A 16,841-nucleotide genomic window follows, 5' to 3' on the forward strand; every position below is an offset into this window, starting at 1 on the left:
TTCAATGCTTCTTCTCTCCTTTGGGTTTCTTCTTAAACGCATGCTGCGTCAGCCGGTCGAGCACAATCGCCAGAATGACGACGGCGAGCCCCGCTTCGAAGCCTTCGCCCGTCTTGAGCTGGGTAACGGCACGATACACGTCCGCTCCAAGCCCTTGAGCGCCGATCATCGAAGAGATGACGACCATCGACAGCGAGAGCATGATCGTTTGGTTCACGCCGGCCATCACCGTAGGCAGTGCCAGCGGGAGCTGGACCTTCCACAGCTTCTGTCCGGGCGTCGTTCCGAAAGCGTCGGCCGCCTCGATCAGGTCGAACGGCACTTGGCGGATGCCAAGGTTCGTCAGCCGGATCGTCGGAGGCACCGCGAAAATAACGGAAGCGATGACGCCCGGCACAACGCCCAAGCCGAAGAAGGTAACCGCCGGAATCAAATAAACAAAGGCCGGCATCGTCTGCATAAAATCGAGCAGCGGCGTTAACGTGTTCTGCACCGTCTTGTTTCTCGCGGACCAGATGCCGAGCGGCAGGCCGACGATGACCGAGACGAAAGCCGAGGTCATCACGAGCGCGAGCGTATCCATCGTATGGTCCCAGAACCCAAGGTTGGCAATCAGCAGCATGCCGAGCAGGGTAAAAATGCCGAGCATGAGCCCCGCCGCACGGTAAGCCAGGAATGCGACCAGTACGATGAGCACCAGCGCAGGCGGAAAATGGAACAGCAGCGAAAACAAATCAACCGTTCCTTCGATTAAGGAAGCAATAAAGCCGAACAGCCACTCGAAGGAGGCAGCGAGCCAGTCGACGAATTTCTCGACCCATTCGGCAATCGGAAGCTTAGGACCCATCCGTGGTCACCGCCTCTCGAACCCGGTCGTGGTTGCCGGCCAACGCTCCGAGCACCGCGCCGCGAATAATGACGCCGAGCAGCCGCCCGTTTTCAGAGGTTACGGCCACCGGCACCCGGCTTGTGCTAACGGTATCGAACAAATCGCTCAGCAGCGTATTGGGCGCTACCGTCGGCACCTCGGAAATGATGATCCCATCAAGCGTCAGGTGCTCCCGGATCGCCCGGGCCGCGTCTTCGGCCGTCAATACGCCGAGTAGCCGCTTGGCGCTGTCAACGACGAACAAGTTGGAAATGCCGTTCTCCCGCATCAGCGCCAGCGCCACGCGCGGCCCCCCGCGATCATACACGATCGTCTCCGGCCGGCGCATCACATGCGAGGCGTTCAATACCCGGGACAGATCGACATCTTCAATAAACTTCTCCACATATTCGTTGGCCGGGGTGATCATAATCTCCTCAGGCGTGCCGATCTGGACGATGGTGCCGTCTTTCATCAGCGCGATCCGATCCCCAATCCTCAGCGCTTCGTTCAAATCGTGCGTGATGAAAATGATCGTCTTCTTCAGCTTTTCCTGCAGCTCGCGCAGCTCTTCCTGCATGTCCTTGCGGATCAGCGGGTCAAGCGCGCTGAACGCTTCGTCCATCAAGAGGACCTGCGGCGAATTGGCGAGCGCCCGGGCCAGTCCGACGCGCTGCTGCATGCCGCCGCTCAGCTGGTCCGGATATTGATCCGCCCATTCCTCCAGCCCAACCAGTGAAAGCGCTTCCCGCGCTTTTTCTCTGCGGATTTTGGCTGGTACCTTTTGCACCTCCAGCCCGAACTCGACATTTTGCACAACCGTCTTATGCGGGAACAGCGCGAACTTCTGAAACACCATGCTCATCGCCGTCCGGCGGAATTCGCGCAGCCGTTCCTCGTTCATGTCTACAATATTTTCACCGCGGAACAGGATGCTTCCGTCCGTCGGTTCAATCAGTCGGTTCAGCAGCCGGATCAGGGTCGATTTGCCGCTGCCGGACAGCCCCATAATGACGAAAATTTCTCCTTCATTGACCGTAAAGCTCGCGCGGTTCACGCCCACGGTCTGTTTCGTCTCCGCAAAGATACGCTTCTTGCTCCAGCCTTGGTTAAGAAGCTCAAGCGCCTTCTCCGAATGCTGACCGAAAATTTTGGTCAATTGCTTTACTTCAATCAAAGCCGTATCCCCCCATTCTTTCGATGCTCTTAAGTTTACAGGCGCATAGGCGATGGGTCAAAAGCGAAAAAAGTTTGTTTCGTACGTACAGAAAAAACTTTACATACGTTTTGTACAGAATACTCCCATTTCCTCCAAATTCCTTTCCTACTAGTAGCTTTACTTTCAAATGCATGTTCAATACAATACAATGAGAATATTTATTTTAGGCAAAGCATTCCGCCGTGGAACGGCTTCTACCGGCGGCAGCATCTGCAGGAGGCATAACTAATTATGAACAACTGGGTTGGGATGACGGAAGAACAAGCTGGCATCGTTCAAAAAGCCCGTAAACGCGTAATCGAATCCATCGGAAAAAATATGGATTTATATGGCGTCACCCTTTCCACCGGCCATTTGTACGGCATGATGTTTTTTCAGGATAAGCCTATGACGCTTGATGAAATGGGCGAAGAGATGGGCATGAGCAAAACGAGCATGAGTACGAGCGTACGCACGCTGACGGATCTCAAAATGGTGCATAAAGTATGGGCAAAAGGAACGCGAAAAGATTTGTACGAGGTCGAGCCGGACTGGTACCAGACGTTCGCGGATTTTTTCGTCATCAAATGGCAGAAGTCCATCGAGATGAACGTGCAGGCGCTGCGCAAATCTGCGGTCGAGCTGAAGCGGCTTGCGGAGAACGATCCAAACAACGAGGCGCTGCAAAGCATTGTCGCCACCGACACCCGCAAGCTGAAGGAAGCGATCCACTACTACTTGTGGCTCGGACGCTTGATCGATACGTTCGAATCCGGGGAGGTTTTCAAGCTGGTGCCGAAGGAGGAGCCGCAAGCGGACTCCCAATAGTACGCTGTATATATGATGATATGCCGTGCCGAAGACGATTCGGTACGGCTTTTTTGCGTCCACAGAAATCGTCCTCAATACAACATTATCCAACAAAAGTCTAAAGATTTTGGGCGAATATGCCGATACATGTACCATTGTCTGACCAGACGAATACAAACGGAACAGGAGTGAAGGAGCTTGCGCTTTAGAATGCAAAAAGTGTTCTTGTTGTTGCTTACCGTCGTTTTGAGCACTTGCAGTTTTGGCGTCATGAGCGCATCGGCCGCGGATGTCATCACGAAGCTGGTTTTGAACAAAAATGAACTTTCGCTGGACGTGGGCAGTACCGCCAACCTGACAGCCACTGCGATTTACGACAACGGAAAGACGGAAACGGTAACGATCAAGACCGAGTGGAATTCCGAAGACCCGAACATCGCCTCGGTGTACGCCGGTGTCATTACGGCCAAAGCGGAAGGCGACGTGATCATTACAGCCAAATATATGACGGAGCAAGTTCCCGTCAAAGTAAAAGTAACCAAACGGGTCAAATCGCTCATCAGTGACAAGCAAAAAATCGATCTGCGCAAAGGCCAGTCGGAGCAGGTTAAGCTGAAGGCTTATTACGAAGACGGCTCGTCGGAAGATGTGACCGCGAAAGCGGAATGGACCATCGACAACGGCACCATCGCCACCCTCTTTAACGGAAAGGTGACCGCCCAAGGCTCCGGCTCCGGCACCATGACGGCGAAGTTCGGCAATCAATCGATCTCGATCCCGCTGACCGTCGAAGTGGTCAAGCGCGTCGATGCCGACAAATCCCGGGTTTCGCTGCTGCTGAACCAATCGGAAACGATCCGGCTGCTCGCCACGTATCCTGACGGAACGACGGAAGATGTGACGGAAAGCGCCAACTGGACGTCCGACAACACGGATGTCGCCGATGCGCTCAAAGGCAAAATTACCGGTTACGGTCCGGGACAGGCGAACATTACCGCCACCTACGGAACGAAGACGGCCAAGATTAAAGTGGATGTCGACAACGCTATCAAGCTCGATCTGAGCAAGCAGAACCTTCTAATGAAGAAAAGCACGACCGAGCAGTTGAAATTGACCGCCACCTATCCGAACGGAAATACGGAAGATATTACCGACCGCGCAGAGTGGTCGTCCTCCGACGATACGATCGTTTATGTCGTCAAAGGTAAAATCAGCGCCAACAAAACGGGCGAAGCGACCGTGCAAGCCAAATACGGCGAGAAAACCGTGACCGTCACTGTTGACGTCGACGTGCCCCGCCGTCTGGAGCTGAGCAAAGATACGATTACTTTGAATTCGGGCAAATCGGAGCAGCTCACGCTCGACGCCACCTACGCCGACGGCAGCAGCGAGGATGTAACCGGTCAAGCGAAGTGGACCTCCGATAAGGAAACCATCGCCAGCGTCATTAACGGCAAAGTCACCGCCGTGAAAGCGGGCGAAGCGACGATTACAGCCAAATACGGCGAAAAAACCGTAACGGCCAAAGTGCTGGTCGATATTCCCAACGTTCTTGTACCAAGTAAGAAGAAAGTGAATTTCCAAATCGGAGATTCGGAGCAAATTACGCTGAAAGCTGTCTATCCAGACGGTGTAAACGAAGGCGGGCTGGAGAAAAAAGCGGAGTGGACGTCCTCCAACGACCAAATCGCCGAAGTGCGCGGCGGGATGATTACGGGGATCGGCACAGGTACCGCCACGATCACCGCGAAGTTCGGCAACCGCTCGACGACCATCCAGGTGTCCGTCGGCGTATTGAAAACGTTGAATGCGGACGCGACCAGCCTGGTCCTGAAAAAAGGCGACGTCCGGACGATCAAATTGGACGCGACCTATACGGACGGCAAGACGAACAACGTAGCGCAGGATGCGGAATGGACGAGCTCCAATCCGGCGGTCGCTTCGGTCAGCGAAGGCACGATCAAAGCGCTGGCTTCGGGTGAAACGGCGATCACCGCGAAAGTCGATGCGAAGACGGTGACGATTACCGTGCAAGTCGATATGGCCAGCACGCTGAAAGCGAACCCGGCTTCCATTCAGATGGACTTGGGCGAATCCCGCACGATCAAGCTGACTTCCATCGATGCCACCGGCAAATCGGAGGATGTGGAAGGTACGGCAGAATGGACCTCGGTGAGCCCGACGATCGCGCAGGTTGAGAAAGGCGTCGTGACCGCCTTGGCCCGCGGCAAGACGACCATCACGGCCAAATTCGGCGGAAAAACCGTATCGATCCCGGTCGACATCGGTTCCGTGCAGGATCTGGTGCCGGACAAGCGCTATCTTCCGATGAAGACGGGAGGCACCTTCCAGGTTAAGTTAACGGCTACGATGGCGGACGGCACGACGAAAGACGTCACGTCGCAGGCCCAATGGAAATCGACCAACTACAAATTGCTTGAGGTGGAGAACGGGCTGGTGAAAGCGATCGCTTCCGGAAGCGCTTCGATCTCCGCGACCTTCAATGGCAAGAGCGTCTCGATTCCGGTCGACATCGACCGTCTCAAATATTTGAAGACGGATGTCGTTACCGCAAATATGAAGCCGGGCGAAACGCTGAATGTCAAGGCGATAGCGACCTTTATGGACAGCTCGGATCTGGACGTGACCGTATCCGGCCTTTGGAACTCCAGCAACATTCGGGTAGCCGACGTGAAAGACGGAGTGATCAAAGCGACCGGAAAAGGACGCGCCACCCTCACCGTTGGCTATGCGGGCAAGAAAACGACCATTCTAGTGACGGTAAACTAACCGGTATACAAACAGCGTTCGGAACCTCTGTATAGGGGAACCGGACGTTGTTTTTTTGTTCGGCCCAACTTACAAGCATTTCGCTTTTCTAGCGCATACGGTGTAATCATGAAAGGAGTGGGTAGATTGACGAAAATCACAATCGCTGCAGTCGGGGATTTGTTGATGAAAAAGAAGATGATCGCCTCGGCCGCGCGGGAAGGCGGATTCGCCCCTATTTTTGCCAAAGTGAAACCCTATCTGCGGAAATCCGATTTAACGATAGGCAATCTGGAGACGACCTTCTCCGGCAAAAATTTTCGCGGAGAGCCCGGAAAACTGTTGTTCAACTCCCCGGACAAATTCGCTGCTACGCTCCGGAGCTTGGGCTTCGATGTATTAGGCACAGCCAATAACCATTGTATGGACGGGAAACGATCCGGGTTGAAGCGGACATTAAACGTCCTCGATCGACATGGTCTGCGACATACGGGCACGTATCGCTCCGCCCGGGAAGCCCGTCGGAAACTGATTGTTAACGTAAAGGGAATAAAAATCGGAATATTGGCTTATACGAAAGGCACGAACGGGATCTCCGTGCCGGAGCCGTGGTTAGTCAACAGGCTAAACCGGAAAAAAATAATAGCGGACGTACGCAGCTTGAAGAGTAGAACAGATTTTATCATCGCTTGCCTGCATTTCGGAAAAGAATTTCGAACTCATCCCGACCGCAGCCAAATCCGGCTCATGCGGCTGTTGTTTAAGAATGGTGTGAATGTCGTGCTGGGAGCGCATCCCCATGTGCTGCACCCGATAAGAATGTTTAAGGTGAAGGACATCGACGGACTCGTTAGAAATCGGGTAGCGGCGTCTTCTCTAGGAAATTTCGTATCCACCGAACTTCCCCAGCATACCGCCAGACTGCGAGGAACCATCTTGCTGTTAACCTTAACGAAAAATGCAAAAGGGAAAACGGATGTGGTGAAAATGTCACGTGTGCCAACCCGCATTTTGCAAAATATAGGGAAGAAAAACGTTTATCGGGTTGTGCCGGGTTGATAGAACGGATATCGACAAAAGAAAAAAACCTGCTATCGTATGAGTACGAATCGCAGGTTAATAAAAAATCGTATGTCTAAAAGGCAGCAGCAAGCTTTACCCTTCGGACGCTTCCAGCGGCGCCGGCAGCTTGCCTTGGGCGGATAGCTCGCCGGCTAGCACGCGGGCCAGCGCCTTCATCGCGAACGGTGTATTCTCGTAGCACGCGAGGTAGATTTTTACCTCATCAGGCAAGACGCTGATGTCGAACGGATTGCGCGCCGCAGCGCCGACCAGCTTCGCCTTCGGCAGCGCCGCGAGCGCCTTGGCAAGCTCCACCTGTCCCGGCGAGAACGAGGCGTTGTAGGTCACCAGCACGATCTGCTCCACCTCGCGAGCAAGCTCAACCACGTGTGCCTGCTCCTCCGCCGTCGGTTGCACGCCGATCCGCTCCTCGCGCACCCGGTAATTCAGCTTCGCCAGCCAGTAGCCTGCCGTCTCGCGGCGGGCCAATACCTCATCAACCTCGGTGCCGACCCGCACCTCCGGCCAGACGACGAGCACCGGCTTGGCCGGGTCGAGCGGCAGCCCGGCTTCGCCCCGCAGCAGCGTCACGCTGCGCTCGGCAATGCGCTCCGCGAGCCGCTGCGACGCCTCGGTCGCCAGGCTCGCGCCCGGCGCATGATGAGCCGCACCCGCGACCGCAGCCGACGCGACCGGCGCATGATCCGCACCCGCGACCGCTGCCGACGCGACGCGGCTCTTGAGCGCCAGCAGGCGCTCTACCGAGCGGTCGATCCGCTCCTCGCGGATGCGGCCGCTCTCCACCGCCTGCACAAGCGCATCCAGCGCCGTCTGCTGCCGCTCGATCCGGTGGCTGACCAGCACGAGGTCCGCCCCCGCCTCGACGGCCATCACCGCGCCTTCGGCAATGCCGTAATGCTCGGCAATCGCGTTCATCTCCAGGCAGTCGGTGACGACGACGCCGTCATAGCCGAGCTCCTGCCGCAGCAGCCCGTCGATGACGCGGGACGACAGCGTCGCCGGCAGCCGCTCCGGCTCTACGGCCGGGAACAGCACGTGCGCGCTCATCACCGCATCGACGCCAAGCTCGGCCGCCTGGCGGAACGGCGCGAGCTCCAGCCGGTCCAGCCGCTCCCGCAAATGCGGCACGACCGGCAGCGCCGTATGCGAGTCATCGCCCGTATCGCCGTGGCCGGGAAAGTGCTTCACCGTCGCGGCGATGCCCGCTTCCTGATAGCCCCGCACGGCCGCCGTGCCGAGACGGCCGACCGTCTCCGCATCTCCGCCGTACGAACGGACGCCGATGACCGGGTTGAGCGGATTGTTGTTAATATCGAGACACGGCGCGAAGTTCATATTGATACCCATCGCCTTCAACTCGCTGCCCATTACCTTCGCCGCTTCATAAGCCGCCTCCACGTCTCCGGTCGCCCCTAGCGCCATGCTGCCGGGAATCGGCGTCACGCCCTGATCGATGCGCATCACCATCCCGCCCTCCTGATCGATCGCGATCAGAAGCGGTACGCCGCCATGGGCGAGCGCCAGCTGCTGGAGCGATGCCGACAGCTTCGCTGCTTGAGCGGGTTCCGTCAGATTGCGGCGAAAATAAATGATTCCGCCGAGATGCTGCTCCCGGATCAGCCGTTCGATATTCTCCGACGGCTCCGTGCCGTGAAAGCCGCACATCAGCATTTGACCGATTTTTTGCCGGAGCTTCAGCTCCCCGATTCCTTTAGGCACCATCAGCAACTTCCTCCTCTGTCTCAAGCTCCGCCACGCCCGGCTTGGCCCGTTCCCGGAACTCGGTAGGGGTTATCCCCTCGTATTTGTGAAATACTTTCGTAAAATAGCGCCGCTCCGCGTAGCCCGCCAGCTTGCCGATTTGGGTAACGCTCTTGTCGCTGTGGAGGAGCAGCGATTTGGCCAGCTCCATCCGTTCGCGCGTCAAGTATTCGAGGAACGTCTCCTGATGATGCTGCTTGAACAGCAGGCTGAAATAGCTGTTGCTGATGCCCAGATGCTGAGCCAGTTCCTCTACGCCCAGATCGCGGGCTACATGCTTCTGAATGTACTCCCGGGCGGAAGCCATCAGCAGCTCGGGCGATTTGCGCCGGCCCGTGCTCACCTGCTGGCATTCCCGGATAAGCAGGTGTACGCATTCGACAAGTTCCTTCACGTTTAGGCTATCCTCCAGTTTGGCCCATACAGTCTGCTCCTGCGAGCTTCCGAGCAGCCCGACCGACCGCATTTCCCGCAGCAGGTGCAAGCACAGGAAATGCAGCATTTGCTCGGCCCGCATCGAATTGTGGCCGCCAGCCTCCTTGATGCTGCGGCCGAGCTCCTCAAGCGTCTGCTCGATCTTGGCGGAGTCCCCCTGCGTCAATCCGGTGGCCAGACTGTCAGCCAAGCCCCAGAACGAGCTTCCCGTCGCATCCGTTCCGGTCGTCTGCTCGTGAATCAGAATATGCCGGTTCTCCAGCGAAAGCTGGAGGCCGCGCTGCACTTTGCGGTACGCGTCCGCCAGCTCTTCTGCCGCAAGCGGCGACGGGTATACCCCGACGCTGACGGACAGCTTGACGTACCGCTCCACCGCTTGCTGCACCTGCTCCGACCATGCCCTCAGCCGCTCCGTGGCGGTGGCGGCCATCGCTCCCGTCGGCGGCCCCGTCACCGGAAGCGGAATAAGTACGCACCATTCCCCTTCCCGCGTCAGTAAGACCGCGTATTCGGCAAGCTCCGAGTTAAGCGCGTCCTGCAGCACGTTGCGCACGGCAAAATGCACCAGCTTGCGCTCCCGTTCATCCTGGCGCGCGATCTGCGAATAATCATCCAGATCGACGAGCAGCATCCAATAGCGCTGGTCGAGCCAAGAGCGATCCCCCTCTTCGCGAAGCCGATGCAGCGGAAACGACGTATAGTCCATCAGCAGGTCGAGCAAAATTTTTTCGTAAGCCAGCTCAGACATCTCCCGCCATTTGGCCGTTTCCTTCAGCTCGTTGATCTTGATTTCGCGGATGCTCGCGGCCGTCCGCTCGATGACCAACTGCAGCTCTTCGTAATCGATCGGCTTTAGAATATAGTCGCGCGCACCATACTTGACGGCGGAACGGGCGTAGTCGAATTCCTGGAAGCCCGTCAGCATAATGATTTCGCCCTCGTATCCGGACTCCCTCAGCTGCCGCAGCAGCTCGATGCCGTCCATAACCGGCATCCGGATATCCGACAAGATGAGATCCGGCTTCCCTTCGCTGGCCAGATCGAGCGCTTTGGCCCCGTTGGCTGCCGTACCGATCAGCTCGATGTTCATCGCTTCCCAAGGAATGACCTTTTCCAGATTGCGCACGATATTGATTTCGTCGTCCACCAGCATGGCTTTGATTTTCATCATGATCACCCGTTTGTTCGTTTTGGTATCGTGCAGCGAATGACCGTGCCGAAGCCCGGTCGGCTGCAAATCATCATGCCGTAGCGGCTGCCGTAATGGATGCGCAGGCGGTCCGCCACGTTCGGTATGCCAAGCCCGACCCGCTCCTCCGGCAGCGGGGCTTCCGCTTCCGCCGAGCCGCTGGACCTGCTCCCCGGCGTCCCATACAGACGAAGCAGCACGTCGTCCGGAATGCCGCCCCCGTTGTCCTGTACCCACAGCACGACAGCGTCCTCCGTCTCTTCCGCGGCAATCCGCAAGAAGCCCTTCTGCCGATCGGGATCGCCGTCTCCCGCACTGCTCTCCATCCCTTCGAAGCCATGCTGAATGCTGTTCTCCAGCAGCGGCTGCAGCGTCAGCTTCAGAATCGGAGTCGAAATTAACGCAGGCGGCACGTCGATTTCGTATTCGAACAAATCTTCGAAACGGTATTTCTGGATTTCCAAATAATTGCGCACATGGTCGATTTCCATCGACAACGGAATTTCCTCTTTATGGTAAAAACTAACGCGCAAAATCGTCCCGAGCCGCTGGACCATCCGGCTCACCTTGCGGCCTTCGTTTTGCGCCGCCAGCGCATTGATCGACTCCAGCGTATTGAACAGAAAATGCGGCTTGATCTGCGCCTGCATCAGCATAAGCTCCGCTTTGTTTTTCCGCTCCTGCTCCCGTTTCACGTCCTCCAGCAGCGTGCTGATCCGCTCGACCAGGCTGTTGAAGCCGCGGGCGAGCGCGCTGGTCTCGTCCTTGCTCTTCGCTTCGACGCGAATGCCAAGATCGCCGATCTCCACCTTTTTCATGGAATTCACAATGTACAAAATAAAGCGGATCACGCGACCGACAAACAGCATGTTGAACAACAAAGCGCTGAGCAAGGACAAAATGGTAATCGCGCCGATCCATTGGATCACTTGAATCGAGCGTCCGGACAAATACGCCCAAGGTGTGACGGAAACGACGCTCCAATTCATTTTGCCGAATTCGTCCAAGTCCAGATGATGCACCGAGACGATGCTTTCGACGCCGTCGAATTTCATTCTGCCGCTCTCGTATTCCCCGCCCAAATGAATCGAGCCGTCGATGTGCGACGACAGCGATTGCCCTGAGAGCTTATCCTTGTTATCCACCATGATCAGCCCGTCCTGATTGACGATCATGAACCGGACGTCATTGCTGTGGCTGGTGCCGAAATAGTTAAAAATACGGTTCAGCTCGCTGAATTGAAACTGCTGCAGCAGAATCCCGCGATTGTCGAGCGTATATGTGTCGTTGATCACGCGAATCATCGTAAATAACGGCTTCTTGCCGGTCCAATTCTCGAATTCGTGCGGACCGATCCAGCGAGGTACGCCGTTCAAGACTATGACTTCGCCGAACACGGGCAGCTTGGCAAGCTCGGCGAAGGAAAGCGGCCTGTAGCCGATTTTCCCCTGACTGAACGACTGCCGTTCAAAATCATACAGCGTCACCGAGTAGGCCGGGGTATAGGAAAGAAACGTTCGCTGCAGCAAACGGTCGTATTCGGTCAAGGTGACGGCGTCGACGCCGTCTTTGACTCCGAGCATCCGTTGGATATCTTCCCGCTGCATCGACGCTTGAGTGAAATAGTTCGCTTCCTTCAGCACATACGTAATATTGCGGCCGACGGCTTTCAGCGTAAATTGGGACTGCTCCGCATAGTTTTGCTGGATGATGCTCTGCGACAGCAAATAGGTGATCGTTCCGAGCACGAACAGCGGCGCTACGATAAACGCCATGAACCCCAAAAACATTTTTTTCTGAAGATTCATCAAATGCCTGTCGTTCCTTTCTTATGTCGAAGGGTTCGCCGCTATGCTGCCGCTCTTCCGGCGAACCACCGTCATCTCTTCGCTTCTTTGTTTGCAACTTCCTGCACCCGCTGAAGCTTCTCCACGACCTGCTCCGCCGTCAGCTTGCCGCCGACCAGCTCCTGCATGCCGGTTTCGAGCGCTTCGCGGACTTTGGCCTGAACGACCGCATCGAACGCCGGAAACTGCTTGAACCGGGTCGTCCGCATGATTTCATCCACAATCGGATAAAACCCCGACTGATCGATCAGCTTCATGGCGGGCAGGACGCCGGTTTCTTTCAATTGGCGCCGTTGCATTTCGTCGCTATACATAATGCGGATAAACGCTTTGGCGGCTTCCTTCTCCTGCTCGCTGAGCGTAGCGGCGAAGCCGTAGCCGTTCGAGTAGCTGCCGTTAATCCAGCCGTCGCCCTTCCCTCCGGTGTCCGGGAAGTTGAAGAAGCCGACGTCGTTCGCGATCTTCGACCATTGAGGGTCGGCAATCGCCCCGCTCGCCCAGCTTCCATCGAACAGCATCGCTGCCCCGCCCGCGCGGAACTTGTACTGCTGCTCGGCATATTTACGACCGAGGCTGCCTTCGTGGAGGTAGCCCCTTTTGACGAAGAGCTCGTAGCGCTTGAAGCCGTCAAGCACGTCGGGATCGGTCCATTTGCGTGATCCGTTGACGAAGCCCTGAACGGAATCGGGGCCCGCTGTACGCACCCAAAGCGTATTTATCAGCATGTTGACCACCCAGCCGTCTGCCGCGGCAAGCGCAAACGGCGGAATGCCGTTGGCCTTCGCTTTTTCCGCGATGGCGATGAGCTCCTCCCATGTTTTCGGTACGTCTACGCCCAGCTCTTTAAATATCTTCTTGTTATAGTACACGCCTTCCACGAAGGACGCGGTCGGCAATCCGTAAATTTTACCGTCCACCGTAAACTCGTCTAAATCGAAAAAGCGGTCCTTGAGCTTCAGTTCCTCCAGGAACGGGGTCAAGTCCAGCAGCCGCCCGGCTTTGACATACTTCTGCGTATCCGAGCCGCCGAACAAGTCGAATATTTTAGGCGTCGCGCCCGCAGCCATCTCGGCCGGAAGCTTCTCGAAGCGGTTCAGCTTGTCTTCGATGCCCTCCAGTTCCACCGTTAGCCCGGGAACGGCGGCTTCCATTCTTTTGACCACGTCTTCCAGCAGCTTCAGCTTGAGCCTGGCATCGTCGCGGACCTGGGTATGCCGCAGTGAGATCGTGAACGGCTTCGCCTGCCTGATGCCGCCTGCCTGATCGACTACCGCAGGCGTCGTCGCATTGATCTGACCGCACCCGGTGACAAAACCGGAACACAGCAGCAGCGAGGCCCATTGGAGCGGCCGCCGTTTGTTTATCATCCGCACCCCTCCTTCGGGAACCGACAGTAATCCACTACTGATTATAGTATGCGCCCCGTCGCGGACGGCAGGGTTTGATTTTCACAACAGGGGGATAAATTCGTCTAATCAATTGGGTATATTTGGAGTATGCCACGCCGGCGGGAGCGGAACGGAACGTCTCCGGACGAACGTTTGCCTTTGCGTCCGGTCCCCCATACATATACTCCCTCATTAGAAAGCTCCGTCGTATCCTTTCGTGAAAATGCCTCGGTCATGCTTCCTATTTTGTCTTCGACCTCGATTTTGCGAGGATCGGGGGGCTTCCGAGAGGAATGTGTAAATAACGTGGTAACTTATTGGAGCTCGGAACTTCATTGATTCACATACTCGACTTTTTCCCCGTTTATCGTGACTTGAATCGTAGACGGTTTGTCACTGATAAAAGGCGGCAGGTCGGAATGAATGTTGGAAAAGTTAGCCTCGGTAAACACTTCTTCATCAAAATCAATTTCTTCGGATTTAAATGCATGCCATTCCTGGCCAAGCCACTTTTGCCATTGCGCATTGTATTCGTCTTCTTTGAATTTTAATTTAACGCCATCTTGAATCATAACTACGTTTTCTATGTTGCAATTGGGGCAATAGAGGAGAATCGGTATTCGGATTTTTTTTCCTCCGGGATAGCTGTTACCATACTCCGCCAATCCAAATCCTACACCTTCGACCCCGGCGACAAAATCAATCTCCTTTGAAAAAGAATATATTTTGCCGTTGTATTTAAAAAAGGGCGGGTCTGTTTTGGTGGGCGGCAAGATCAACGAGTCGTTACAATCTTTCGTGTATTCAGCCAGTTCGTTCACCCAAGTTTCCCTGTTAACTTCAACCGATTTGTTTAATAGCGCTACATCTGTTACAGGCACCTGCGGTGTAAAACCAGTCTTTTCCCCAAAAACCATAGGTTCATAATATTGGGTAACTACATTATCCGGAAACCCGATTACCCCGTGTAAAACCCCCGTTCTCTGAGAATGAATCGTTGCAAATACCAGAGAATTCGCATACTTGTCATCACGTGTAACAAATATAGGATTATCCTTCATAAATACCGACTGTTCCGAATGATTGGCGGGAACCGATTTTTTTGTCATGATGAAATGCAACAAAGGAAAAATACGCAATCCTGATTGATAATCAACTATTCCGTCTTCTACGGAAAACCGTCCCTGGTCTTCCAATACTTTTTGACACGCAATGATTTTCTTCGAGGCTTGCCGAGGGCTATCTTTTGGGACGTTTTTTTTTGATTTGCTAGTTTTTTCTTCATGTTCCGTTTCTGTGTGATCGCTATTCGCTCCACCCTTGTTAATACTTTCCTCTTTTGGACTTTCTGTATTTGCGGCGACTTTTAAATTTTCGGGAGATTTCGAATCAATTTTTCCCGTACATGCGGTTAGCATGGAAAGGATTGCCATGACGACCATCCATTGCAGCGGACGCTTCAAGAAGATCCTCCTCTCCTACTCGGTGAAACGGTTGCGAGCTTCTTCCCATTACAAAAAATGTTGCGGCTCCGTATCGACTCTCCAGCCCGACTTATCGATATATTTAAACGTTATTTCGATAGTCTTCGATTCAACCGAAGCATCAAACAATCCCACTTTAAAAAGAAACGTCGCTTTATTTCCATCTTTTTTGGTCTTTGTTACCTTAATACTGCTCCAGTCATACATGGAGCCCCAGTCCAAGGGACTAAAAGCTAGTTTATTGTCAACTTTCCGTAGATTTAGCTGACCGATAATAGTGTCGGCGATAGGGGAAGTGAAGACTTCCTCCAAGTACTTTTGAATTTTTTCTTTGGAATTCAGCTCATCGCAAATAAAAGCATATCCGCCATCCTCGTCATTGATATATTTGAAATCATCGCAAGGGCCGCCTTTTTGCAGCAGCTTGTAGTTTCTGTCCCGGGCCTCATCCATAAGTTTAATGGCGGCATCGGCCGTTAGCTCAGGCGGAGCTTCCGGTATGGCTGCCGGTGCGGAGGTTGTAATCGGCGGTACCGCTGAGGACCTGTCCTTGTTGCCGACGTTCTCCTGCTTCTGGCGAACATCTTCATCAATACGAGTAAAGCGATGATGGTCCTGCCCCGTACAACCGGTAGCGACCCATAAACAAGCGATCACTATGGATATCTGCATCATTATTTTTCTAAAAGTCATTTGTTTATCTCCATTTTCATCGGCTTAAAACACTCGCACTTCCGACATGCACGTATCCGAATGCCTGTCTCCCTTTTCCACTTCGAGAATAGTGAGTTTTATAAACGATGTTTTAACTTTCTTGTTAAAATGCATTTGTACAAAAGAAGCGGCAAGAATCTCGGAGCTTCCGTCTGAGAATTCAGCCTTCAAGCTCTTAACTCTATTGTTTGCTTTAAACGTTTGCAGCGATTGCGCCAAGCCATTGATGAGATCGATACCGGATACTTCTCGAACCTCTCCAAACTCAAGCGTGATCGTTTCTCCTATCCCGTCGCCCTTCACGCCTTCGCACCAGCCGGTTTTAGTATTCCCGTCCGTAAGTCGATTTGCGTTGTACGATATTTTATTCTCGTCTGGCAGGGTAGAAGAAGCAGTGACCCTTTTGACAGGGATGCTCTTCTTCACGTCCATGAACGGCGTTGAGGAGCGAATCCATTGTACGGGATACAATTCAAACCCAATCCGTTGAAACATGTCCTCAAGCTTGGTTTTCTTTTGGTTTTGCAGGTCTAATTGAAAAACGTTTCGATCCCGGTCAGCGTAGACGAGCACTTGGCCGTCCGGGGAAATGACCGGAGATAACATGGATTGGCCAAGCGGTTTCCGTTCTTCGCTTTCAATTGTAAATAAGTAGGTGGTATCACGATCCGCCGTATAAATCAGCTTGTCTTTAGCAAACCATTGACGAATATGGATATCCTTAGAACCCACGTTTATCTTCTTGATGATTTTGTTATGTGCGATGTCAAACAGAACAAGATTGCCCTCATCATCACTAAAGCACAGTTTTTTGCCGTCGGGGGAAAACTTCCAGCCAGCAACCGAGTACATACCTCGTCTAACTAGGGGTAGTTTTGTCTTTTCATTCTCCTTCACTCGAACTAGATAAATGTCCTCGTTTTCCTCAAACAGATATTGGTCGAGATCAGGGGACAGCGCATAATCTTTATGAGGCAATTGAAATTCCAGCTCGGTTTGATGCAAAAGCAAGTTATAAATTTGCGCAGAAATGGTGGGCCTTTGATGAGATAAATTCATTAATAATATTTTCTTTCCATCTTGCGAAATTCCGCCGACATAAGAAATTCCACCTTGAGGCATATCCTTGTTATCTTTCATGAAAAAACTTGTAAAACCACCGATATAAACGAAGCTTTCTTCATCACCTGCTTTTTTTACATAATGTATCATTTCATTCACGCCTGTTGATTAACCAGAATCAGGAAGCCGAAAATTGAAAAAAGGACGCTCTTTCGATAAAATCAATTCCACCA

12 protein-coding genes are annotated in these 16,841 nt (G+C 53.9%); 3 read left to right on the forward strand and 9 right to left on the reverse strand.

All coding sequences use genetic code 11. The annotated features are described in order from the left end of the window. Nucleotide 1: 1 nt before the first annotated feature. Nucleotides 2-847 carry an ABC transporter permease gene (locus tag NLX71_RS09955; RefSeq protein WP_254363444.1) on the reverse strand — a complete coding sequence of 282 codons (846 nt, stop codon included), beginning with the start codon at nucleotides 845-847 and terminating at the stop codon, nucleotides 2-4. Next, entirely contained in the window at nucleotides 837-2,045 is a 1,209-nt protein-coding gene (locus NLX71_RS09960; protein WP_254363445.1) for a quaternary amine ABC transporter ATP-binding protein, read from the reverse strand. The genes NLX71_RS09955 and NLX71_RS09960 overlap by 11 nt, the downstream gene beginning before the upstream one ends. Before the next feature lie 273 nt (nucleotides 2,046-2,318). On the opposite strand from NLX71_RS09960, the gene NLX71_RS09965 reads away from it, so the two are divergent. The 3 genes from NLX71_RS09965 (at nucleotide 2,319) to NLX71_RS09975 (ending at nucleotide 6,704) form a co-directional block, all read left to right on the forward strand. Then, on the forward strand, nucleotides 2,319-2,894 hold the full coding sequence (locus NLX71_RS09965; RefSeq protein ID WP_254363446.1) for a GbsR/MarR family transcriptional regulator: 576 nt from the start codon (nucleotides 2,319-2,321) through the stop codon (nucleotides 2,892-2,894). 180 nt (nucleotides 2,895-3,074) lie between these two features. Then, entirely contained in the window at nucleotides 3,075-5,666 is a 2,592-nt protein-coding gene (locus tag NLX71_RS09970) for an Ig-like domain-containing protein (protein WP_254363447.1), read from the forward strand. A 126-nt stretch (nucleotides 5,667-5,792) separates the two neighbouring features. Further along, nucleotides 5,793-6,704, forward strand: coding sequence for a CapA family protein (locus tag NLX71_RS09975; protein WP_254363448.1), 912 nt, complete (start codon nucleotides 5,793-5,795; stop codon nucleotides 6,702-6,704). A 96-nt stretch (nucleotides 6,705-6,800) separates the two neighbouring features. On the opposite strand, the gene nagZ is transcribed toward NLX71_RS09975, so the two are convergent. The 7 genes from nagZ to NLX71_RS10010 form a co-directional block, all read right to left on the reverse strand. After that, nucleotides 6,801-8,450, reverse strand: coding sequence for a beta-N-acetylhexosaminidase (gene nagZ / locus NLX71_RS09980; protein WP_254363449.1), 1,650 nt, complete (start codon nucleotides 8,448-8,450; stop codon nucleotides 6,801-6,803). Then, nucleotides 8,440-10,092 carry a response regulator transcription factor gene (locus tag NLX71_RS09985; protein WP_483874627.1) on the reverse strand — a complete coding sequence of 551 codons (1,653 nt, stop codon included), beginning with the start codon at nucleotides 10,090-10,092 and terminating at the stop codon, nucleotides 8,440-8,442. The genes nagZ and NLX71_RS09985 overlap by 11 nt, the downstream gene beginning before the upstream one ends. A gap of 5 nt (nucleotides 10,093-10,097) precedes the next feature. Next, entirely contained in the window at nucleotides 10,098-11,921 is a 1,824-nt protein-coding gene (locus tag NLX71_RS09990; RefSeq protein WP_254363451.1) for a cache domain-containing sensor histidine kinase, read from the reverse strand. A gap of 71 nt (nucleotides 11,922-11,992) precedes the next feature. Further along, a complete protein-coding gene (locus NLX71_RS09995; protein WP_254363452.1) occupies nucleotides 11,993-13,327 on the reverse strand; it encodes an extracellular solute-binding protein in 1,335 nt (444 codons plus the stop codon). Between the two features lie 353 nt (nucleotides 13,328-13,680). After that, complete coding sequence (locus NLX71_RS10000; RefSeq protein WP_254363453.1) at nucleotides 13,681-14,811, reverse strand: hypothetical protein; 1,131 nt, start codon at nucleotides 14,809-14,811, stop codon at nucleotides 13,681-13,683. Between the two features lie 48 nt (nucleotides 14,812-14,859). Beyond that, on the reverse strand, nucleotides 14,860-15,525 hold the full coding sequence (locus NLX71_RS10005) for an IseA DL-endopeptidase inhibitor family protein (RefSeq protein ID WP_254363454.1): 666 nt from the start codon (nucleotides 15,523-15,525) through the stop codon (nucleotides 14,860-14,862). Nucleotides 15,526-15,549: 24 nt separating this feature from the next. Continuing rightward, nucleotides 15,550-16,758, reverse strand: coding sequence for a discoidin domain-containing protein (locus NLX71_RS10010; RefSeq protein WP_254363455.1), 1,209 nt, complete (start codon nucleotides 16,756-16,758; stop codon nucleotides 15,550-15,552). Nucleotides 16,759-16,841 lie beyond the last annotated feature (83 nt).

The sequence above is a fragment of the Paenibacillus sp. MZ04-78.2 genome (genome assembly GCF_024213375.1).
In the GTDB taxonomy this organism is placed as follows: Bacteria; Bacillota; Bacilli; order Paenibacillales; family NBRC-103111; genus Paenibacillus_G.